Consider the following 21,821-nt stretch of genomic DNA (forward strand, 5'->3'; position numbering starts at 1 on the left):
TCCGCACCCTTACAGAGGCGAAATGCACATGAGCTTTTCCGGACACAACTTCATCGCAGGCCAGCGCAGCGCCCTGGGCGACACCCTGGTCTACAGCGTCGACGCCCACACCGGCGAACGCCTGCCGGGCGGTTTCCACCAGGCCACCCTGAGCGAAGTCGACAGTGCCGTTGCCGGTGCCAGCGCGGCCTTCCCGGTGTTTCGCAGCCTGCCGGCCGTGCGCCGGGCCGAATTTCTCGACGCCATTGCCGATGAACTCGACGCCCTGGGCGAGGACTTCGTGGCGCTGACCTGCCGCGAAACCGCGCTGCCAAGCGCACGCATCCAGGGGGAGCGCGGTCGCACCAGCGGCCAGATGCGCCTGTTCGCCAAGGTGCTGCGCCGTGGCGACTTCTACGGTGCGCGCATCGACCAGGCGCTGCCCGAGCGCACGCCGCTGCCACGTCCGGACCTGCGCCAGTACCGCATCGGCGTGGGCCCGGTGGCGGTGTTCGGCGCCAGCAACTTCCCGCTGGCATTCTCCACCGCTGGCGGCGACACCGCCGCAGCGCTGGCAGCCGGTTGCCCGGTGGTGTTCAAGGCCCACAGTGGCCACATGGCCACTGCCGAGCGCGTGGCTGAAGCGCTGCTGCGTGCGGCCGACAAAACCGGCATGCCGGCCTGCGTGTTCAACATGATCTTCGGTGGCGGTGTGGGCGAGGCGCTGGTCAAGCACCCCGGCATCCAGGCCGTGGGCTTCACCGGTTCGCTCAAGGGCGGCCGTGCCCTGTGCGATATGGCGGCGGCGCGGCCGCAGCCGATCCCGGTATTTGCCGAGATGTCGAGCATCAACCCGGTACTGGCGCTGCCGCAGGCACTGGCCAGCCGTGGTGCGCAGATGGCCAGGGAACTGGCCGCCTCGGTGGTGCAGGGCTGCGGCCAGTTCTGTACCAACCCGGGCCTGGTGCTGGGCATCCGCTCGCCGGCCTTCACCACCTTCATCGAGCAACTGGGCGGCCACCTGGCCGAACAGGCGCCGCAGACCATGCTCAACGCCGGCACCCTGGCCAGCTATGGCAAGGGCCTGCAGGCACTGCTGGCGCACCCCGGCATCCAGCACCTGAGCGGCCAGGCACAAGCCGGCAACCAGGCCCAGGCGCAGCTGTTCGGCGCCGATGTCAGCCTGCTGCTGGAACACGACGAACTGCTGCAGGAAGAGGTGTTCGGCCCCTGCACCATCGTGATCCAGGTGGCCGACGACGCCGAGCTGCTGCGCGCCGTCAGCGCCCTGCGGGGCCAGCTCACCGCCACGCTGCTGGCCGACGGTGACGACCTGCCGGCCTTCGCCCAGCTGTTCGGCGTGCTCGAAGACAAGGTCGGCCGCGTGCTGGTCAACGGCTACCCCACCGGTGTGGAGGTGTGTGACGCGATGGTGCACGGCGGCCCGTACCCGGCCACCTCCGATGCCCGCGGCACCTCGGTCGGCACCCTGGCCATCGACCGCTTCCTGCGCCCGGTGTGCTACCAGAACGTGCCCGACGCGTTGCTGCCGGATGCCCTGAAGGACGCCAACCCGCTGGGTATCCAGCGCCTGGTCGATGGCCAGTACAGCCGCCAGGGCCTGAGCGATGTCTGAAGCCCGGCGCTACGACACGGCCACGCTGACCCGGTTCGTCGAACAGTTGTTCGAGGGTGCCGGGGCCGACGCCGAGGTGGCCCGGGTGGTGACCCGCGTGCTGCTCGAGGGCGAGCTGCTGGGGCACCGCACCCACGGCCTGAACCTGGTCAGCCGCTATGTCGATGGCGTACAGCGCGGTGAGGTCAAGGCACGTGCCGCCGACCTCGAACACCTGCAGGGCAGCGGCATCGCCACGCTGCTCGACGGCCACTACGTGCTGGGCCCGTACTGCGTGGAGCGTGCCCTGGCATGCGCCGCGCAGGGTGCCCAGGCGCAGGGTATCGGCATCTCGGTGGTGCGCCGTGCCTCGCACATCGGCTGCCTGGCGGCCTACCTCAAGCCCTACACCGACCGTGGCCTGGTGGCCCTGCTGTATTCCTCCGACCCGTCGGTGGGGCTGGTGTGCGCCCAGGGCGGCATCGACCCGATCTACACCCCCAACCCGATTGCCGCGGGTATTCCGACCCAGGGCGAGCCGATCCTGCTGGATGTGAGCATGTCCAGCGTCACCCTCGGCCTGGTGGGCCAGTGCCGCGATGCCGGCACCACCTTGCCCCACGCCGTGCTGATGAGTAACGACGGCACGCCGAGCAACGACCCGCGCGACTTCTTCACCACGCCCCAGGGCAGCCTGCTGCCATTGGGCGGGCAGGCCTTCGGGCACAAGGGCTTTGCCCTGGCCCTGCTGGTCGAGGCGCTGACCTCGGGCCTGGCCGGGCACGGGCGCAAGGACGCGCCGCAGCAGTGGGGCGCCTCGGCCACCGCAGTGGTGATCGACCCGCGCTTCTTCGGCGGGCTTGAGGCCTTTGCCGCCGAGAGCAGCTTCCTTGGCCAGTTGGTGCTGGCCAGCCGTCCGCTCGACCCGCAGCGCCCGGTGCGCCTGCCGGGCCAGGCCGGGCTGAAACTGCGCGAGCAGGCGTTGCGCGAGGGCCTGGGCCTGTCGCCGGCGGTGCTCGATGCGCTGAACCAGACCGCTGCGCAGTTGCAACTGGCGCCGCTCCCGCAATGACCGACCACCACAACAAGAGTGCACACATGACCAACCAGAACCAGGCGCACGCGCCTCTCGCACTGAGCAACGATCTCGCCGTGTTCGCCACCGGCAGCTGGGTAGGGCGGGTGTGGCTGCCCGAGCAGGGCCCGGCCGTGGTGCTGGTCAGGGCCGGCGCCGTGCATGACATCAGTGCCCATGTGGCCACCGTCTCGGCCCTGCTCGAACAACCCGACCCGGCCGCCTATCTGCGCGCACTGCCGCTGGGCGAGGCGTTGATCGAGCTGCCCGCGCTGCTGGCCAACAGCGACCCGCAGCAGCGCGATGCGCGCCTGCCATGGTTGCTGGCCCCCATCGACCTGCAGGCGGTCAAGGCCGCCGGCGTGACCTTCGCCGCCAGTCTGCTGGAGCGTGTGGTCGAAGAGCAGGCCAAGGGCGACCCGGCCAAGGCCGACGCGATTCGCGACACCCTGGTCAGCCGCATCGGCGCCGACCTGTCGCGTATCGTGCCCGGCTCGGCCCAGGCCGAAGAACTGCGCGTGCTGCTGGTGGAGCAGGGCATGTGGTCGCAGTACCTGGAAGTGGGCATCGGCCCGGACGCCGAAGTGTTCACCAAGGCCCAGCCGTTGTCGGCGGTCGGCCACGGCGCCGATATCGGCCTGCACCCCAAGTCCAGCTGGAACAACCCCGAGCCCGAGGTGGTGCTGGCGGTGTCGAGCAACGGCACCATCCACGGCGCCATGCTGGGCAACGACGTGAACCTGCGCGACTTCGAGGGGCGCAGCGCGCTGCTGCTGTCCAAGGCCAAGGACAACAACGCCTCGACCGCCCTCGGCCCGCTGCTGCGCCTGTTCGACGAGACCTTCAGCCTGGAGGACGTGCGCGCCGCCGAAGTCGACCTGCGCGTCGAAGGCCGGGATGGCTTCGTGCTGCAGGGGCGCAGCTCGATGCGCCAGATCAGCCGCGACCCGGTCGACCTGGTGCAGCAGACCCTCAACGAGAACCACCAGTACCCCGACGGCCTGGTGCTGTTTCTGGGTACCCTGTTCGCGCCCAAGCAGGACCGTGACCAGCCCGGCAGCGGTTTCACCCACAAGCTGGGCGATGTGGTCACCATCAGCAACCCGCTGCTGGGCAGCCTGTGCAACCGCGTGACCACCAGCGACCAGGCGCCACAATGGGCATTCGGCCTGCGTGCGCTGATCGAAAGCCTGAGCCGTCGTGGCTTGCTGGAGGTGGCAGTGACTGCACGCCAGCCCTGAGCGGGCGTGCGTATTCCAGGGATGACGTGTGGATGAAGGATCGCCTCGGCGTTTGACGCTGCAACAACAATAATAAAGGCCATCAGATGAACGCACTGAAGAAGTACCAACGCATCACCGTCGTGTTTCTGCTGTTGATCGGCATCGTCAACTATCTGGACCGCAGCGCGCTGTCGATTGCCAACACCTCGATCCAGCGCGACATGCTCATCAGCCCTTCGCAGATGGGCATCCTGCTGTCGGCCTTCTCCGTGGCCTATGCCTTTGCGCAGTTGCCACTGGGCCTGATCATCGACCGCCTGGGCAGCAAGATCGCCCTGGGCGCCTCGTTGCTGGCCTGGTCGGTGGCGCAGTCGCTGTGCGGGCTGGTCAACAGCTTTGGCGGCTTCATGGGCCTGCGGGTGCTGCTGGGGATCGGCGAGGCGCCGATGTTCCCCTCGGCGGCCAAGGCGCTGTCGGAATGGTTCGACGCCAACGAGCGGGGCACGCCGACCGGCATCGTGTGGTCGTCGACCTGCCTGGGGCCGTGCCTGGCGCCACCGTTGCTGACGCTGTTCATGGTCAACTTCGGCTGGCGCGGGATGTTCATCATCACCGGCGTGATCGGCATTGTGCTGGCGCTGTGCTGGTTGACGTTCTACAAGAGCAAGGCCAGGTACCTGGCCGAACTGGCGGCGCAGGGCCAGGCGCTGCCAAGCGAACAGCCGGCGCCGCGGGCTGACGCGGTGCAGGCGCCCAAGGCGTCGTACTTTGCCGGCTGGCTCGACCTGTTCAAGCATCGCAGCACCTGGGGCGCGGTGCTGGGCTTCATGGGCGTGATCTACATGCTGTGGCTGCACCTGACCTGGCTGCCGGGCTACTTCGAGCGCGAGCACGGGCTGAACCTGTACGACACCGCGTGGGTGGTATCGCTGGCCTATGGTTTCGGCGCGGTGGGCACCATCGTGGCGGGGCGGTTCTGCGACCTGCTGGTACGGCGTGGCATGAGCGTGCTGGCCAGCCGCAAGTTCAGCGTGATCACCGGGCTGGTGCTGGCGGCGCTGTTCACCTTGCCGCTGTCGTATGTGAGCGGGTTGACCGGGTGCGTGATACTGCTGTGCCTGGCGCTGTTCAGCATCAACATGGCCAGTGCCACGGCGTGGATGATCGTCAACACCATCGTCGACAGCCCGCGGGTGGCCTCGTTTGGTTCGATCCAGAACTTTGGCGGCTACATTGCAGGGTCCGTGGCGCCGATCGTGACCGGGTTCAGCATCCAGTATTCGGGCTCGTTCAATACCGCGTTCATGATCAGTGCGGTGGTGGCGCTGTGCTCGGCGCTGGCGTACTTCCTGTTGCTCAAGGCGCCGATCGGCGGGGCGGATGAGCCGGCGGGGCAGATGGCCGGGGCTACCCAGTAGGACAGGTGGCGAGCGCTTCGCGCTCGTTCACTGGCGTGCCAGCGAAGAGGCCGGTGGTCTTCGCTCCTCTGCCATTCATCCACCCAATCGCACCCTGGCGCACCCGTGCCCTCAAACCCCCTGAATGGCCCGTGACACGGGCCCGCATTCAACCGGATCGAGGGTGAGCACCATGCCCCAGGGAAGCAAAGCCAAGTACACCGCCGAGCAGAAACGCAAGGCGCAGCACATCGAAGAAAGCTACGAGCAAAAAGGCACGCCCAAAGCCGAGGCCGAGGCGCGTGCCTGGGCCACGGTGAACAAGCAGTCTGGCGGGGGCGAGAAAAAGGGCGGCTCAGGTCGCAGCACCCCGGCCGGCGAAAAGCACGCCGCTGCCTCCGACTCGGCCAAACGCGCCGCCAGCACCCGCGCCGGCCACGCGCGCACCTCCACCACCTCGTTGGCCAGCCAGACCAAGCAAAGCCTGCTCAAGGAGGCGCGCAGCAAGAACATCAAGGGGCGCTCGAGCATGACCAAGGCGCAGCTGATCGAAGCGCTGCACGCCCACCACTGACCCCGCCCGACGCTGACCGGCGAGGCTGCCGGCCAGCGTCACGGGCTCAGGCCACCACGCCGTCGTCGACGATGGCCATCGGCAACTCGATGCTGCTGTCGCCAGGCGTGAGGATGACCTTGCGGCACTCTTGCTCCTTCTTGTCGAAGATCCTGTAGCCCTCGGCCGCCTGCTCCAGCGACAGGCGGTGGGTGATGATGGTTTCCGGCGTGAGCGCGCCGGTTTCGATGTAGCCCAGCAGTTCGGGCAGGTAGCGCTGCACGTGGGTCTGGCCCATGCGAAAGGTCAGGCCCTTGTCGAACGCATCGCCGAACAGGAGGCCGTGGATGAACCCCGAATACACCCCCGGCACACTGACCACACCACCGCGCCGGGCTGCCGCGATGCACTGGCGCAAGGCCTTGCCGCTGCTGCCCTCGAGCTTGAGCGCGGCCAGCACGGTTTCGGTGGTGCTGCCCTTGGCCTCGAAGCCCACCGCATCGACCACACCATCCACCCCGCGCATGCCCGGGGTCTGGCGGATGATGGTATCGGCCGGGTCGTCGTCATCGTCGAAATTGATCGGGATCACGCCATACGTCTGCTGCGCATAGGCCAGCCGGTAGGGGTGGTGGTCGACCATGAAGATGCGTTCGGCGCCGAGCATCCGCGCTACCGCCGCGCACAGCAGCCCGACCGGCCCCGCGCCGTAGATGGCGAGGCTCGATCCCTGGCCGATCTCGGTGTTCTTCACCGCCTGGAAGGCCGTGGGCAGGATGTCGGACAGAAACAGTACCTTCTCGTCGCTCAGCGTGCCGGGCACGCGGAACGGCCCGGTGTTGGCCTTGGGTACGCGCACGTACTCGGCCTGGCCGCCGGGTACGCCACCGTACAGGTGGCTGTAGCCGAACAGCGCTGCGCCAGAGGGGATGAGCTTCTTGTTGAGGATCGCGCCGCGCCCGGTATTGGTGGTCTCGCACGCGGCGAACAGGTCCTGCTGGCAGAAGAAACAGCTGCCGCAGGCAATCACGAACGGGATCACCACGCGATCGCCCGGCTGCACCGCGGTCACCCCGGTGCCGACTTCCTCGACCACGCCCATGAACTCGTGACCGAAGATGTCGCCGTCTTCGACCGCCGGGATCTTGCCGCGGTACAGGTGCAGGTCCGAGCCGCAGATGGCGGTGGCGGTCACCCGCAGGATCAGGTCGTCGGATTCTTCCAGAATGGGGTCGGTAACGGTATCGACCCTGACGTCGTGGGCGCCGTGGTAGGTGAGTGCTCTCATGGTCTCTCCAGCTTCGCGTAGGTAGGTGCAACACAGAGGGGCGTGCCCCGGCGCGCAGGGCGCCGGGGCGACACTCAGGGCCTGAAGCCCAGGCCGTCGGACAGGTCGGCAGGCCCCTCTCGGGGGGCCTGCGCGGCAGCTGCCGGCGCGTTGGCGTCGGCGTTGTGCACGGCCTGGGTGGCGTCGGCGTACAGCGCCTTGCCGGTGCGGGTCACCTTGTCGGCCAGGGCATCGCGGGTTTCGCCCATCAGTTCGTCCTCCTTGCGCGTGCCGGGCAATGCCGCGCCCAGGGCCGCGCCGAGGGCGATGCCGATGGCGGCCAGCACCAGCGGCTGGTCCTTGAGCAGGTGGTCGAACTGGCCCTTGAGCTGCGCGGCCTGGGCCTGCACCCGGTCGCTGGCGTGGTGCGCGGCCTGGCGCACCTTGTCGGCCGAGCTGCCCAGGCTGTCGCTGGCGTCGCGCGCCTTGTCGTGGGCCACGTCCGAGGCGTGGTGCAGGTGCTCGCCGGCCTGGGCCATGGCGCCCTTGATGCCGCTGGCAGCGTCGCCCAGCGTGTCGGCCAGGCCGCTGCCGCCAAAGGTCGGCGAGCCGGGTGAGAAGGGGCGGTTCTGGTTCAGCGCCAGCCACGCCAGGCCCACGCCGGTGAGCACGGTGGGCACCGGGTTGTTCTTCAGGGTGGTGCCCAGGTTCTGGAAGAACTCGCCGCCGTTGCCCTTGAAGTACGCCATGCCCTGGTCGATCAGCTGGCCGGGGGTGAGGCGGTGTTCCAGCGAGTCCACCAGGTGGCTGATGCTGGCGCGCTTGGCGTCGATCTCCTGCTCCAGGGTTTCCGGGCTCTTGTGCGATTCGGCTTCGAATGAGGTGCTCATGAGACTTTCCTCTTCAGTGCGTCCTTGTCCTGTTGCAGGGCATGCAGGGTGCGGTCAGGGGTGAGGTTGGACGGGTCGAACTGCTTCTTGCCGGCCTGCAGCATCATGAAGCCGATGACCAGGGTCACCGCGCCCACGATCAGCGCCGCCAGCCAGGGCGCGACCACGTAGGCCAGGCCGTACACCGCCGCCATCAGCAGGATGATCAGGCCCGCCAGCAGCACCATGGCGCCGCCGGCCACGGCGGCTGTACCGGCCTTGAGGGTGGTCAGGCTGCGTTGCAGTTCGGCCTTGGCCAGTGCCAGCTCCTTGGTGAACAGCTCGGGCACTTCACGGGTGAGCTGGCGCAGCAGGCTGCCGATGCTGGTGTTGTCGTGCTCGCCCGGTGGCGCGGGGGGCAGGGTATCGAGTGGGTCGCGTTCCATCACACACCTCCCTTGAAGCTGTCCTGGGTGTTGGGGCCATCGGCCAGGGTGCGGCCCAGCGGGTCGGCGGGCACGGGGTTGTCGCGCAGCGGCGGTACCGAGCTCTGGTAGGGCGTGCTGGCACCGTAGGCCTGCGTGGGGGTGCCCGACGCGGTCGGGTGGCTGCTGCTGGCGCGCAGGAAGCGCGACAGGCCAAAGCCGATGGCGACGCTGCCGGCCAGGAACAGCGTGGGGTTGTCGCGGGCCAGTTGCGCGCCCTTGTGCACCAGGTCCTCGATGCTGTTGTCGCGGACCTGGTCGGCAAAATCGCCCAGCCCGCTGGCCAGTTGCGCCATGTACTGGGCCAGCCCGAGGGAATCCTTGCCTTCAAGGGCCGAGGCTGCCGACTGGGCGCCTTCGACCAGCGAGTCGAGCTGTTCGGCGGCCAGGTCGCGATACTGCTCGTACTGTCTGGCGCCGTGTTCCCTGGCGTCGTCGAGCAATGCCCCGGCGTCTTCGGCCAGGGTGTGCAGGTGTTCCTGCGGGGTGCCCTGGGGCGACTGCGAGGCGTCGCCGTGGGCCGACTGATCAGTCCCGTTCATTGTGGTTCTCCCTTACGTTCGGATAAACGCCGGGCACACTGCGCTGATTGCCAAGCACTGTTTTACGGACTCTCAGGCGGATGACGATGGACGTGGCGGCAGAGTTCAAGGCAAGTGACAGGTGACTGCCAAGGGCACGACCAAAGGTGGGGCGGGCCCGCCCGGCGGCGGGCCTGGGGAAGGGGTCAGTGGCTGGTGGTATTCTTGAGGGCCTTCATGTAGTTGGCCTTGAACGCCTGCATCTGTTCGCCAAGGGCCTCGAGTTCGGCTTTTTTCAGCAGCTTGCGGGCCCGCGGGAACATCTCGGACTCTTCTTCCTCGATATGGTGTTCGAGCAGCTCCTTCACCACCTTCACGCGGCCGGTGAACTCCGGGGTCGACGGGTCGGTGGTCTTGAGGTCGGGCAGCACCAGGGAGTCGACGGTGCGGTGCTCTTCCTTGGCCTCGTAGTACATCACGTCCTGTTCCTTGCCGCCGGCCTGCTTGAACGCCGGGTAGAGGATCTGCTCCTCGATCTCGGTGTGCACGGTGATTTCCATCTCCAGTTCGGCAAGCAGCTGGGTGCGCGTCTTGACGCCGCGCTCGGTGGATGCGCTCAGTTTTGCCAACAGGGCCTTTACGCGCTTGTGATCGGCTTCGAGCAGTTCAATGGCATTCATGGTGATCTCCGGTGGCGGGTACGGTGGCGTGTTCGCCTCGGTAGTCGTTGCATCAACGGTGCCAGCCTGCACCGCTGGAAAAACCTCGCTGAATCAACGGCGTCGCCCGCGCATGGGCAGCGTCAGGCTTGCAAATTGCCCGAAACGGCCACCGGATCATGCAGTTTGGATGAAGGCACACTGCCCACGCTGCCTCAGCGAAGTGGCGTGGGCATGTAATCAGCGCTTGCGCTTGGGCAGCACCGCGCTGAGCACCTGCTTGGCGGTCTGGGTGATCACGCCGGCTTCGTCGGGGTCGCCCTTGAGCAGGGTGGTGGCGAAGTTCTTCGCCTGTTGCACGGTGATGTGCGGCGGGAGGGGCGCCACGTTGGGGTCGGTCTTGAACTCGATCAGCACCGGGCAGTCGCTGGCCAGGGCCTGCTCCCAGGCGGCGGCAACGTCTTCTTCACGCTCGACGAAAATGCCCTTGAGCCCGATGGAGATGGCAAACAGGTGGTAGGGCACGTCGGGAATGTTCTGCGACGCCTCGAACTTGGGGTCGCCCTCCATTACCCGCTGCTCCCAGGTGACCTGGTTGAGGTCCTCGTTGTTGAACACCGCGCAGATCCAGTTCGGGGTCTGCCACTGACGCCAGTACTTGGCCACGGTGATCAGCTCGGCCATGTTGTTCATCTGCATGGCGCCGTCGCCCACCAGCGCGATCACCGGGCGCTCGGGGTGGGCGAACTTGGCCGCGATGGCGTAGGGCACGGCCGCACCCATCGAGGCCAGGCCGCCGGACAGCGAGCACTGCATGCCGCGGCGGATCTTCAGGTCGCGGGCGTACCAGTTGGCGCACGAACCCGAGTCGCTGGTGATGATGGCCTGGTCGGGCAGCCGCGGGGACAGCTCGTGCACCACCCGCTGCGGGTTGATCGGGTTGGCGCTGACCAGGGCGCGTTTTTCCAGGGTCTTGTCCCAGCGGGCGCGCCAGCCTTCGACCTTCTTGCGCCAGCTGCGGCTGGTCTTGCTGTCGAGCAGCGGCAGCAGGGCGCTCAGGGTTTCGGCCGCATCGCCCACCAGGTTGACCTCCATCGGGTAGCGCAGGCTGAGCATGTCGGGCTGGATGTCGATCTGCACCGCGCGGGCCTGGCCCTCCTTGGGCAGAAACTCGGCGTAGGGGAAGCCCGAGCCGATCATCAGCAGGGTGTCGCACTCCTGCATCAGCTTGTAGCTGGGCTCGGTGCCGAGCAGGCCGATGGCGCCGGTGACCCAGGGCAGTTCGTCGGGCAGGGCGGCCTTGCCCAGCAGCGCCTTGGCCACGCCGGCGCCGAGTTTTTCGGCCACGGCGATGACCTCGTCGGTGGCGTTCAGCGCGCCCGCACCAACCAGCACGGCGACCTTCTTGCCCGCATTGAGGATGTCGGCGGCGCGCTGCAGGTCGGCCTCGTAGGGCACCACCCTGGGCTTGCTGTAGCCGACGCCCGAATGCAGGGTGCCGTGGGCACGGGCGGGTTCTTTATAGGGCAGATCCTGCAGGTCGTTGGGCAGGATCACCGCCGTGACGCGGCGCTCGCCCACCGCCGTGCGCACGGCACGGTCGATCAGGTGGCGTACCTGGGAGGGTTCGGAGGCCTGCTGCACGAAGGCGCCGGCCACGTCCTTGAACATCGACAACAGGTCCAGTTCCTGCTGGTAATGGCCGCCCAGCGCGGTGCGGGCCTGCTGGCCGACGATGGCGAGCACCGGCATGTGGTCCATGCGCGCATCGTAGAGGCCGGTGAGCAGGTGCGAGGCGCCGGGGCCGGAGGTGGCGATGCACACCCCCAGCTCGCCGGTGAACTTGGCATGGGCTGCGGCCATGAACGCGGCCATTTCCTCGTGCCGCGCCTGGATGAATTCGATCTTGCCCCGGGCCCGGTCGAGCGCGCCGAACACGCCGTTGATGCCATCGCCGGGGTAGCCGTAGATACGTCGCACGCCCCATTGATACAGCCGCTCAACCAGGAAGTCGCCCACTGTCGTCGTCATTCGATCCCTCACGTTTACAAGTGATAGTCAGAGGTCTGGACCGGGCGCGCGCGCAGAAAGTTTCAACTGTCGAGCGTGGCGACGACTATCGCGGCGGGGGCATTTGAAGGCATATTGCCGTGCCACCCGGCGTGCGCTGCACGCTTTACCAGAACAACCAGAAGAGGCAGAACGTGGTGCAACGGCGGCAGTTCAGCGGTGCCCTGCAGGGCTCGAACCTGCGTTTTGTAGGCGGGCAGGGTCACGGCAGCGGGCCCCGGGCGCGGGTGGGCTTTGTGCTGCTCGAACATTTTTCGTTGCCGGCCTTCACCCAGGCGCTCGATACCCTGGTCACCGCCAACCTGATCCAGGCCGATGCCTTCGCCACCACCACCTTCAGCCTTGACGGTGCCTCGGTGGTCAGCGACCTGGGGCTGGTGATCTGCCCGGATGCCCCGCTGGGGCTGAAGACGCTCGAAGGCCTGGACCTGCTGGTGGTGTGTGGTGGCCTGCGCACCGTGCTGCGCCCGCTGCCGGAGCTGGCGCTGTTGCTGCAACGGGCTGCGCAGGTGGGGGTGGCGTTGGCGGGGCTGTGGAATGGTGCCTGGTTTCTGGCCCAGGCCGGCCTGCTCGATGGCTACCAGTGTGCGGTGCACCCGGAAAACCGTGCGGCGCTGGCCGAGCTGGCCAGGCATAGCCAGGTGACAGGGGAGAGCTACACGGTGGACCGAGACCGCCTGACGGCGGGCAGCCCGGCGGGGGCGTTCAACATGGTGCTGGAATGGATCGGCCAGCGTCATGGGCGTGGCCTGGTGGATGCCGTGGTCGATATCCTGGCCTACGAGGCCTCGCGCTTTCGCCGGGTGCAGCCGACCGTGCACCAGAACATGAGTGCGCCGCTGCGCGAGGCGATCAAGCTGATGGGGGCCAACCTTGAAGAGCCGCTGAGCCAGGTGCAGTTGGCGCAGTATGTGGGGTTGTCCCGGCGTCAGATCGAGCGGCTGTTCCAGTCGCAGCTGGGGACCACGCCGGTCCGTTACTACCTGGAGTTGCGCATTACCGAGAGTCGCCGGTTGTTGCAGCACTCGGACCTGGCATTGATCGATGTGGCCCTGGCGTGCGGCTTTGTTTCGCCCAGCCATTTCAGCAAGTGCTACACCTCTTTTTATGGGTACGGCCCGTCGAAGGAGACGCGATTTGGCTGCGTGAACGGGCCGCAAAAGCCGGATATGCCGTAAGCCATGCGGTAACCACCTGTTTTTTGGTTATTTTTTATCGTTGGGGGCTTCCCTGGCGAAGCGAAAGTTGGTACATTTCCGCTCATTCCTGCCGAGGCCTTTCATGGGCTTCCAGTTGCATCACAGGGGCGTCGCCAAGCGGTAAGGCAGCAGGTTTTGATCCTGCCATGCGTTGGTTCGAATCCAGCCGCCCCTGCCATTTTTCTCGTATCAACCTTCCCCAACTATCAAAAGCTGCTTGATTGCGATCGGCTTCCGTTCGTGTTGCGTTTCGCTGCCAGGCCAGCGGCGCCAAGGCATGCAGGCCATGGCGCTCGGTTTAAGCAATGCAGGTTCAAACGCTGGCCGCAGGGCTAGTGATCGTTGTGCTTGACCTTGCGCACCCGCACCAGAATCAACCCCAGCACGCCGATGGCCAGCGGCGCCATGCCCAGCAGTGCGTCCCGTGCGCTGACCTGCAGCCCCATCACCGTCAGGCCTGAATAGATCAGCTTGAACAGGTTGAGCAGGTAGTAGGTGATGGCGATGATCGACAACCCTTCCACTGCGCGCTGGATCTTGATCTGGGTGTCGGCGCGGGTGCTCAGGCTCTTGAGGATCTCCGCGTTCTGCTCCTCCATTTCCACCTGCACCCGTGCCTGCAGCAGGTCGCCCAGGTTGGCCACGCTCTTGGCCAGCTGGTCCAGGCGCTGTTCGGTCACGGCGCAGTAGCGCACCGTGGGCTTGAAGCGCCGTTCGATGAAGATACCCAACCGCTGGCAATCGCCCAGGTGGCTTTCGCGCAGCTCGCCCAGGCGCTCGAACACCAGTTGCGCATAGGCTTGGGTGGCGCTGAAGCGGTGGCGGGTCTTCGCGGCGCTGCGCACCATCTGCGCCGACAGCCCGGCAATGTCGCCCAGCAGTGCCTTGGCGTTGCCCGGCTGCGGGTCGGCGTTGCGCTCGGACAGGCTCACCAGGGTTCTGTCGTAGGCATTGAGCTCCACGCTCAGGGCCTTGGCGGTGTCCAGCGACAGCGAGGCCATCATGCGGTAGGTCTCGATCTCCAGCAGGCGCCGGATCATGCGGCCCTGGCGGTAGGCATTGAGGCGCCTGTTGACGAACAGGAAGCGGTTGGTGCCGTCCTCGCCCAGGCGAAAATCGCTCCATACCCGCGCATCGCCCCCGCCAATGCACGAGCCGCACGGGTCCTTGAAACCGTAGCGCGACAGCTCGCCGGCAAATGCCGTGTCGTTGTGCACCATGATCTGCACGGCATTGATCAGGTACGGCAAAAAGGCATCGATCCTGTCCATCAGCAGCGCGGGCAGGGGCTGCCAGGCCGGCGTCTGCTCGGTGGTGGTGACCACCAGGGTGAGGGTGACGAACTCGGCGTGCCGTTCCCATTTCAGGGCGTGGCCTTGCAGTCGGGTGATGCCCTGCACGGCGCCGGGGCTCACTGGCTCCGGGCAGCACTGCTGCAGCAGCGCCTCGCAACGTGCGTCGTCGCTGAGAAAGGCCAGGTGGTAGACGTGGGCGGGCTCGTCGAAGTACAGCGAGGGGCGGGCGTGCAGCTCGTTGTGCAAGGTCTTGCGCTGTGGGTGCATGTAGATCAGGCCATGTTGGAATTGTTCTTGGCGCTTTCGATGATGCCCGTGACGAAGGTGATCAGGGCCTGGGTCAGGCCCTGTTCGCTGACCTGCACCCCGCGCCACTGCGCGTGCCCGTACAGCATGCCGATGACGGCATGGGTGACGAGGCCGATCGCGCCTCCCTGGCGCCCGTCGCGTGCACACTCGCTAGCAATGATGCCGCTCAGGATCGACGCATGGCTGCGGTTGAGCGCGTCGATCTGCAACTGCTGTTCGTGGGACAGGTTGACGTACTCGCGAGTCACCAATTGCACGCGATGGGCGTGGGCCAGGTTGAACCGCACAAACGCCTGGACGAAGCGCTGCAGGCGTTCTTCGGGGGTTCTGGCGCCTTTCATGCAGCGTTTTGTGTCGAACACCAGGTCGGCCAGGGTCGACTCGATCAGCTCGAACAACAGGCACTGCTTGTTCTCGATGTGGTGGTACAGCGAGCCGGCACGCAGGCCCAGATGGCTGGCCAGGTCGCGCAGGCCGATGGCCTGGTAGCCGCGGGTGGCGAACAGTTCGGTGGCCGCGTCGAGCAGGCGGTCCCGGGGCGAGCAGGCAGTAGCGGCAGCGGGCATGGCGCAGTCCTGTATGGGCATCGAGCGGGGCAAATTCGGTTTGACCAAATGTAAGACAACAGGCATCTTACGTAAAGACTAATGCGCGGAGGTGGTTATGGAAGGTCAGACGGTCGTAATCGTTGGCGGGGCTTCGGGTTTGGGCCTGGAGACCGCCAGGTTGATGGTCAAGCGTGGGGCACGAAAAATCGGCTTGATCGATCGCAATGAGCAGTTGATGGCCGAGGCGGCAAGCACCTTGCGCGCCCTGGATTGCGAGGTGGCCACGGCGGCGGCGGACATTTCGCGCCAGGCCAGCGCCCATGCAGCCTTCGGGCAGGTCGTCGAGGCACTGGGGCGTGTGCACTGCCTGGTCAACAGCGCGGCGATCTACCCGCGCCAGGACATCTTCGAGATCACCGACGAAGAGTGGGACCTGGAAAACGCGGTCAACATCAAGGGCACCTACCACATGATGGTCGCCGCCGTGCGCCACATGCAGGGCTTCGTCGCGGCGCCGCAGGTGACCGGGCGCATCGTCAACGTGACCTCGGTGGACGCCTTCAAGGCGCACCCGCAGAACGCCCACTATGCCGCCACCAAGGCGGCGGTGGTGAGCCTGACCAAATCCTTCGCCCAGGCCTGTGCCAAGGACCAGATCCTGGTCAACTCGGTGGCGCCGGCCGGCTTTGCCACCGAGCGCGCCCGCCAGCTGGGTTTTCTCGGCGAGCTGGCCGCCGCCAACCCGCTGGGCCGCGCGGCGGAACCTGCAGAGATCGCCGAATGGATCGTGATGATGGGCAGCAGCCGCAACAGCTATGCCACGGGTGAGAACGTGATTGTCAGCGGGGGTTACATCTATGCCTGAAGCAGCCGCATTACCGGTGTCCTACCGCTGTGCACTGGTGACCGGTGCCACCAGCGGCATCGGCAAGGCCATCGTACTGGCCCTGCGCGATGCCGGCCTGCAGGTGATTGCCGTGGGCCGCAGCCGCGAGGCGCTGCAGGCGTTGGGCCAGGAGCAGGGCGTGGTGACGGTGGAGGCCGACGTGCGCCAGGCCGACGCCTTTGCCCAGGTGCTGAGCCAGTACCCGGTGGACGTGCTGGTCAACAATGCCGGGGTGCTGTCGAGCCGCGCCGCGTTCCAGGACATGGACCCGGCCGAGATCGACACCATGCTCGACATCAACCTCAAGGCGCCCCTGCACCTGACCCGTCAGGTGCTGCCGGGCATGGTGCAGCGCGGCCATGGCCACCTGTTCTTCATCGGCTCGAGTGCCGGGCGTGCGCCGCACCCCGGGGCGGCGGTGTATGGTTCGTCGAAGGCCGGCATCAGCCTGTTCTGCGACGCGCTGCGCTGCGACCTGCTGGGCAGCGGGGTGCGGGTGACCGAAATCGCCCCGGGTCGCGTGCAGACCCAGCTGTACCGCACCGCCATGGGCATGCAGGCCGCGGGCAGCGAGCTGTATGACGGCTACGCCTCGATCATGCCCGAGGACATCGCCCAGCTGCTGCTGGCGGCCTTGCGCCTGCCCGAGCAGGTGGACGTTTCGCGTCTGGAGGTGTTCCCCACGGCCCAGGCCGTGGGCGGCGCGCGGATGGTCAAGACGCTCGGCTGAGGCAGGCGGTGCCGGTGCGCACGGCGCATCGGCACGCCAGCCCGGGCGAGGGTGGAAAAGCGTGGTGTTAGTGCTTGACCACCTGTAAGACAACATATAACTTACATTAAACCCGCCAACCAGTCGGGTGTGACAAGCACAAGAATTCAGGGGAACGACGATGACTGCTACAGCATGCCGAGTCGGCGTGGACATAGGTGGGACCTTTACGGATATCGCGCTGGATGTCGGCGGGGTGTTGCACTCGACCAAGATTCTGACGGACTACGCATTGCCCGAGCGTGCGATCCTCACGGGTGTGCAGGCGGTCGTCGACGCGGCAGGCCTGAAGCTGTCGGATATCGAGCAACTGATCCACGGCACCACCCTGGCCACCAATGCCCTGATCGAGCGCCGCGGCGCCCGCACTGCGTTCATCACCACCGAAGGTTTTCGCGACACGCTGGAGATGCGCACCGAAAACCGCTTCGAGCAGTACGACATCAACATTGCGCTGCCACCGCCGCTGATCGAGCGCGAGCACCGCTACACCCTGCGCGAGCGCCTGGACGTACGCGGCAACGTGCTGATCGCCCCGCAACAGGCCGATATCGACGCGCTGGTGCAGCGCATCGGCGAGGGTGACTACCAGAGCGTGGCCATCGGCCTGATCCACAGCTACATCAATGGTGCCCACGAGCGCCTGTTGCGCGACGCCCTGCAGGCGCGCCTGCCACACCTGTCGATTTCGATCTCCAGCGAAGTCTCGCCGCAGATGCGCGAGTTCGAACGCTTCAACACCGTGTGCGCCAACGCCTACGTCAAACCCCTGATCAAGTCGTACCTGGACCGCCTGGTGGTCACCCTCAAGGCCGCCGGCGCCGATTGCCCGGTGTTCATGATCCATTCCGGCGGCGGCATCATCTCGGTGCAGAGCGCCGCCGAGTTTCCGGTGCGCCTGGTGGAGTCGGGCCCGGCGGGCGGGGCGATCTTCGCCGCCGACATTGCACGCAAATACGCGCTCGACGCGGTGGTGTCATTCGACATGGGCGGCACCACGGCCAAGATCTGCCTGATCGAGAACCAGGTGCCCAAGACCGCCAAGACCTTCGAAGTGGCGCGCACCTACCGCTTCAAGAAGGGCAGCGGCATGCCGATTTCCATCCCGGTGGTGGAGATGGTCGAGATCGGCGCCGGCGGTGGTTCCATCGCCAGCATCGACAGCATGCGCCAGATTCGTGTGGGCCCGCACAGCGCGGCGTCCGAGCCGGGCCCGGCCTGCTATGACCGCGGTGGCCTTGAGCCGACCATCACCGATGCCAACCTGCTGCTGGGCCGCCTGGATGCCGACAATTTTGCCGGCGGCGCGCTGCGCCTGTCGGTCGACAACGCCGCCAGCGCGGTGGACCGGGTGATCGGCCAGCCGCTGGGCATGGACCCGCGCACCGCCGCCTTCGGCATCTGCGAAGTGGTCGACGAGAACATGGCCAACGCCGGCCGTGTGCACGCGGTGGAGAGCGGCAAGGACATTGCCGACTACACCATGATCACCTTTGGTGGCGGTGGCCCGCTGCACGCTGCGCGTCTGTGCGAAAAGATGGGTGTGTCGCGCTTTCTGGTGCCGGCCGGCGCCGGGGTAGGGTCGGCCATCGGTTTTCTGCGTGCGCCGTTCGGCTATGAAGCGGTACGCAGCGCCTTCGTGCGCCTGGCCGAGTTCGAGGCGGGGCAGGTCAATGCACTGATCGACGACATGAAGGCCGAGGCTCTGGGCTTCCTGCGCCAGGGCATGCCCGAGGGCGAGCCGGAGATGGAGTGCACCGCGTTCATGCGCTACGTCGGCCAGGGCTGGGAGATCCCCGTGAGCCTGCCGTTCAAGGCTTTCAGCAACAGCGACACGGCGCAGTTCAAGACGCTGTTCGAGGCGGCCTACACGGTGTTCTTCGGCCGCCCGATCGAAGGCCCGGACGTGGAGATCGTCAGCTGGTCGGTCAAGGCCAGTTCGCCCTTGCCGCCCGTGGCGCTGGCCAGCCAGGTCAAGGCCTCGCACCGCGCCCACGAAGTGGCGCGTCGCCAGGTGTTCGACGTGGTCGCCGGCGGTTTCGTCGATGCCGGCATCTACCAGCGCGAAGCGCTGCAGGCCGGTGCGCGCATCGATGGCCCGGCGATCATCGCCGAGCGCGAAACCTCGACCTTCGTGTCGTCCTCGTTCACCGCCACGGTCCAGCCCGACGGCTGCCTGCTGGTCGTCCGGCGCTAAGCCGCATTCGTTTGGAAGGCGATAACCCATGAGCGAAACAATGATCGATATTCAAATGCAGGTGATGTGGAACCGCCTGGTGTCGGTGGTCGAAGAACAGGCCCTGACCCTGATCCGCACCGCGTTCTCCACCAGCGTGCGCGAAGCCGGCGACCTCTCGGCCGGGGTGTTCGACCGCGCCGGCAACATGCTGGCCCAGGCCGTCACCGGCACCCCCGGCCACGTCAACACCATGGCCGAGGCTGTGGTGCACTTCATCAACGACATCGGCCCGGACAACATCTTCGAAGGCGACGTGTACGTCACCAACGACCCGTGGAAGGGCACCGGGCACCTGCACGACATCACCATCGTCTCGCCCTCGTTCTACAAGGGCCGGCTGATCGGCTACTTCGCCAGTACCGCCCACGTGGTGGACATCGGCGGGCGCGGTTTCGGCCCGGATGCCCGCGAGGTGTACGAGGAAGGCCTGTTCATCCCGATCATGAAGCTGTTCGAGCGCGGCCAGGTGAACCGCGACCTGATCAACATCCTGCGCAACAACGTGCGCGAGAACGACCGCGTGGTCGGCGACTTCTACGCACTGTCGGCCTGCAACGAGACCGGGCACAAACGCCTGCTGAGCATGCTCGACGAGTTTGCCCTGGACGACCTGGAGCACATCGGCGGGTTCATCCTGGAGCACAGTCGCCGCGCCACCCTGGAATGCTTCAAGTCGCTGCCCCATGGCACCTACCACAACAGCATGACCCTGGACGGCTACGACGTGCCGGTGACGCTGGCGGTGACCCTGACGGTGGGCCCGGACGGCATTCTCACCGACTTCAGCGGTACCTCGGGCATGAGCCAGTTCGGCATCAACGTGCCGCTGGGCTACGCCAAGGCCTATGCCTGCTACGGGCTCAAGTGCATCGTGGCGCCTGAGATCCCCAACAACAGCGCCTCGCTGGAGCCCTTTGCGGTCACTGCGCCCGAAGGCTGCATTCTCAATGCCAAGCACCCGGCGCCGGTATCGGTACGCCATGTACTGGGCCACTTCGTGCCCGACCTGGTGCTGGGTGCGCTGCACAAATGCCTGCCCGGCCAGGTGCCGGCCGAGGGCGCCAGCGCACTGTGGAACCTGCACCTGAGCGTGCGTCCGCTGGACAGCAACCCGACCGGGCGCAACGCCGAGATGCTGATGTTCAACAGCGGCGGCATGGGCGCGCGCTCCGGCATGGACGGCCTGAGCGCCACCGCGTTCCCCAGCGGCGTGCACACCATGCCGGTGGAAGCCACCGAACAGGCCGGCCCGGTGGTGGTGTGGCGCAAGGAACTGCGCGAAGGCTCTGGCGGTGCCGGCCTGCTGCGCGGCGGCCTGGGCCAGGAAATCGAGGTGTCGGCCGCCGAAGGCTACAGCTTCCGCTTCAGCGCCATGTTCGACCGCATCCAGTACCCGGCGCGTGGGCTCGAGGGGGGCAAGGAGGGGGCCCAGGGCTACGTGGGCCTGGACGACGGCACCCTGCTGCGCGGCAAGGGCCAGCAGTTCGTGCCGGCCGATCGGCGCCTGGTGCTGCGCCTGCCGGGTGGCGGCGGTTACGGCGACCCGCGCCAGCGGCCACGCCACGAGGTGGCGCGCGACCTGCGTTTTGGCTACATCAGTGCCAGCCAGGCACGCGACGACTACGCTTTCGAACCCGGCCAGGAGGGCTGACCCATGGACTTTCAGAGTGCCCGTGTGCGGGCGGTGAAAAGCTCGCCGAGCATGGCGGTATCGGTGCTGGCCAAGCAGATGCTGGCCAAGGGCGAGCCGGTGATCAACCTGAGCCTGGGCGAACCGGACTTCAATACCCCGGCCCACGTGATCGAGGCCGCGCACCAGGCGATGCTCGAGGGCAACAACCACTACACCGCGCCCAATGGCCTGGAGGTGCTGCGCCAGGCCATCGTCGACAAGTTCGAGCGGGAAAACGGCCTGCGCTACGCACTGGACGAAATCTGCGTGGGCAATGGCGCCAAGCAGCTGCTATTCAATGCGTTTCTCGCCACCCTGGAGCAGGGCGATGAAGTGCTCACGCCAGCGCCGTACTGGGTGTCGTACACCGACATGGCGATGCTCAACGGCGGCGTGCCGAAGGTGGTGCCGTGCGGCGCCGAACACGGCTTCAAGCTGGATGCCGCGCGCCTTGAGGCCGCCATCACCCCGCGTACCCGCTGGTTGATGCTGAACTCGCCGAACAACCCCTGCGGGGCGATCTACAGCCGTGAAGAGTTCGCGGCCCTGGGCGCCGTGCTGGAGCGCCACCCCCGGGTGCTGGTGATCTCCGACGAGATCTACGAGCACATCGTGCTGGGCAGGCAGCCGTTCGTGTCGTTCGTCAGCGCCTGCCCGCACCTGCGCGAGCGCACTCTGCTGATCAACGGCGTGTCCAAGGCCTACGCCATGACCGGCTACCGCCTGGGCTATGCGGCCGGGCCACGCGAGCTGATCGTGGCAATGAACAAGACCCAGTCGCAGACCACCACCTGCCCGTCGACCATTTCGCAACTGGCGGCTGCTGCGGCGCTCAACGGCCCGCAGGATTTCGTGCGCCAGGCCAATCGCGAGTACCAGGCCCGAGGGGCGCTGGTGGTCGAGGGCCTGGCGGCCATCGAGGGGCTGAGCCTGCAGATGCCCGAGGGCGCGTTCTATGCCTTCCCGCAATGCGCCGCGTTCATCGGCAGGCGCACACCGGACGGGCAGGTGATCGAAACCGACGCCGACCTTGCCAGCTACCTGCTGCGGGTGGGCAAGGTGGCCACGGTGCCGGGCTCGGCCTTTGGCCTCGAACCCTACATTCGCCTGTCGTTCGCCACCTCACGCCAGGAGCTGGAGCAGGCCCTGGGGCAGCTGCGCGATGCGTTCGCGGCGCTGGCCTAGTACCGA

The 21,821-nt window shown here is 66.9% G+C and carries 19 protein-coding genes and 1 tRNA gene; 12 read left to right on the forward strand and 8 right to left on the reverse strand.

Going from position 1 to position 21,821, the window contains the following annotated elements:
* Positions 1-28: 28 nt before the first annotated feature.
* From FW760_RS01695 to FW760_RS01715, 5 genes are all read left to right on the forward strand, one after another.
* Positions 29-1,615: an aldehyde dehydrogenase (NADP(+)) gene (locus FW760_RS01695; protein ID WP_446443530.1), complete on the forward strand. Its 1,587-nt coding sequence runs from the start codon at positions 29-31 to the stop codon at positions 1,613-1,615.
* On the forward strand, positions 1,608-2,666 hold the full coding sequence (locus FW760_RS01700) for an Ldh family oxidoreductase (RefSeq protein WP_446443531.1): 1,059 nt from the start codon (positions 1,608-1,610) through the stop codon (positions 2,664-2,666). Before FW760_RS01695 ends, FW760_RS01700 begins: the two co-directional genes overlap by 8 nt.
* 26 nt (positions 2,667-2,692) lie before the next feature.
* Positions 2,693-3,910 (forward strand): fumarylacetoacetate hydrolase family protein, encoded by a 1,218-nt coding sequence (locus FW760_RS01705; protein ID WP_123753253.1) that lies wholly within the window; start codon positions 2,693-2,695, stop codon positions 3,908-3,910.
* 86 nt (positions 3,911-3,996) lie between these two features.
* Positions 3,997-5,310, forward strand: a complete 1,314-nt coding sequence (locus FW760_RS01710) for an MFS transporter (RefSeq protein WP_054914329.1) — start codon at positions 3,997-3,999, stop codon at positions 5,308-5,310.
* Positions 5,311-5,482: 172 nt separating this feature from the next.
* Positions 5,483-5,863: a termination factor Rho gene (locus tag FW760_RS01715; RefSeq protein ID WP_327781019.1), complete on the forward strand. Its 381-nt coding sequence runs from the start codon at positions 5,483-5,485 to the stop codon at positions 5,861-5,863.
* Positions 5,864-5,909: 46 nt separating this feature from the next.
* Here FW760_RS01715 and FW760_RS01720 read toward each other — a convergent pair whose 3' ends face one another.
* The 6 genes from FW760_RS01720 to FW760_RS01745 all read right to left on the reverse strand — a co-directional run bounded on the left by FW760_RS01720 (position 5,910) and on the right by FW760_RS01745 (position 11,674).
* On the reverse strand, positions 5,910-7,130 hold the full coding sequence (locus FW760_RS01720; RefSeq protein ID WP_446443532.1) for a zinc-dependent alcohol dehydrogenase: 1,221 nt from the start codon (positions 7,128-7,130) through the stop codon (positions 5,910-5,912).
* Positions 7,131-7,204: 74 nt separating this feature from the next.
* Positions 7,205-7,999 (reverse strand): DUF3618 domain-containing protein, encoded by a 795-nt coding sequence (locus FW760_RS01725; protein ID WP_446443533.1) that lies wholly within the window; start codon positions 7,997-7,999, stop codon positions 7,205-7,207.
* On the reverse strand, positions 7,996-8,424 hold the full coding sequence (locus tag FW760_RS01730; RefSeq protein WP_078481157.1) for a phage holin family protein: 429 nt from the start codon (positions 8,422-8,424) through the stop codon (positions 7,996-7,998). Before FW760_RS01730 ends, FW760_RS01725 begins: the two co-directional genes overlap by 4 nt.
* Positions 8,424-9,005: a hypothetical protein gene (locus tag FW760_RS01735; RefSeq protein WP_116053692.1), complete on the reverse strand. Its 582-nt coding sequence runs from the start codon at positions 9,003-9,005 to the stop codon at positions 8,424-8,426. The genes FW760_RS01730 and FW760_RS01735 overlap by 1 nt, the downstream gene beginning before the upstream one ends.
* A 185-nt stretch (positions 9,006-9,190) precedes the next feature.
* Positions 9,191-9,664 carry a hemerythrin domain-containing protein gene (locus FW760_RS01740; protein ID WP_446443534.1) on the reverse strand — a complete coding sequence of 158 codons (474 nt, stop codon included), beginning with the start codon at positions 9,662-9,664 and terminating at the stop codon, positions 9,191-9,193.
* 219 nt (positions 9,665-9,883) lie between these two features.
* Positions 9,884-11,674, reverse strand: a complete 1,791-nt coding sequence (locus tag FW760_RS01745; RefSeq protein WP_054914333.1) for a thiamine pyrophosphate-requiring protein — start codon at positions 11,672-11,674, stop codon at positions 9,884-9,886.
* A gap of 176 nt (positions 11,675-11,850) precedes the next feature.
* Here FW760_RS01745 and FW760_RS01750 point away from each other — a divergent pair, with 176 nt between their 5' ends.
* A complete protein-coding gene (locus FW760_RS01750; protein WP_253086961.1) occupies positions 11,851-12,891 on the forward strand; it encodes a GlxA family transcriptional regulator in 1,041 nt (346 codons plus the stop codon).
* 124 nt (positions 12,892-13,015) lie between these two features.
* Positions 13,016-13,090 (forward strand) — tRNA-Gln (locus FW760_RS01755).
* Positions 13,091-13,244: 154 nt separating this feature from the next.
* Here the strand turns inward: FW760_RS01755 and FW760_RS01760 are convergent.
* Both FW760_RS01760 and FW760_RS01765 read right to left on the reverse strand, forming a co-directional pair.
* Entirely contained in the window at positions 13,245-14,474 is a 1,230-nt protein-coding gene (locus FW760_RS01760; RefSeq protein ID WP_446443535.1) for a DUF3422 domain-containing protein, read from the reverse strand.
* Between the two features lie 5 nt (positions 14,475-14,479).
* On the reverse strand, positions 14,480-15,082 hold the full coding sequence (locus FW760_RS01765; protein WP_054914335.1) for a TetR/AcrR family transcriptional regulator: 603 nt from the start codon (positions 15,080-15,082) through the stop codon (positions 14,480-14,482).
* A 97-nt stretch (positions 15,083-15,179) separates the two neighbouring features.
* Between FW760_RS01765 and FW760_RS01770 the strand changes: the two genes are divergently transcribed.
* From FW760_RS01770 to FW760_RS01790, 5 genes are all read left to right on the forward strand, one after another.
* A complete protein-coding gene (locus tag FW760_RS01770) occupies positions 15,180-15,929 on the forward strand; it encodes an SDR family NAD(P)-dependent oxidoreductase (RefSeq protein ID WP_043864056.1) in 750 nt (249 codons plus the stop codon).
* Entirely contained in the window at positions 15,922-16,680 is a 759-nt protein-coding gene (locus FW760_RS01775; protein ID WP_116053700.1) for an SDR family oxidoreductase, read from the forward strand. Before FW760_RS01770 ends, FW760_RS01775 begins: the two co-directional genes overlap by 8 nt.
* Positions 16,681-16,840: 160 nt before the next feature.
* Entirely contained in the window at positions 16,841-18,916 is a 2,076-nt protein-coding gene (locus tag FW760_RS01780) for a hydantoinase/oxoprolinase family protein (RefSeq protein ID WP_043864054.1), read from the forward strand.
* A 40-nt stretch (positions 18,917-18,956) separates the two neighbouring features.
* Positions 18,957-20,609 carry a hydantoinase B/oxoprolinase family protein gene (locus tag FW760_RS01785; RefSeq protein WP_236171901.1) on the forward strand — a complete coding sequence of 551 codons (1,653 nt, stop codon included), beginning with the start codon at positions 18,957-18,959 and terminating at the stop codon, positions 20,607-20,609.
* Positions 20,610-20,612: 3 nt separating this feature from the next.
* On the forward strand, positions 20,613-21,815 hold the full coding sequence (locus tag FW760_RS01790; RefSeq protein ID WP_043864052.1) for an aminotransferase class I/II-fold pyridoxal phosphate-dependent enzyme: 1,203 nt from the start codon (positions 20,613-20,615) through the stop codon (positions 21,813-21,815).
* Positions 21,816-21,821 lie beyond the last annotated feature (6 nt).

The organism is Pseudomonas sp. 1176_21, assembly GCF_052850635.1.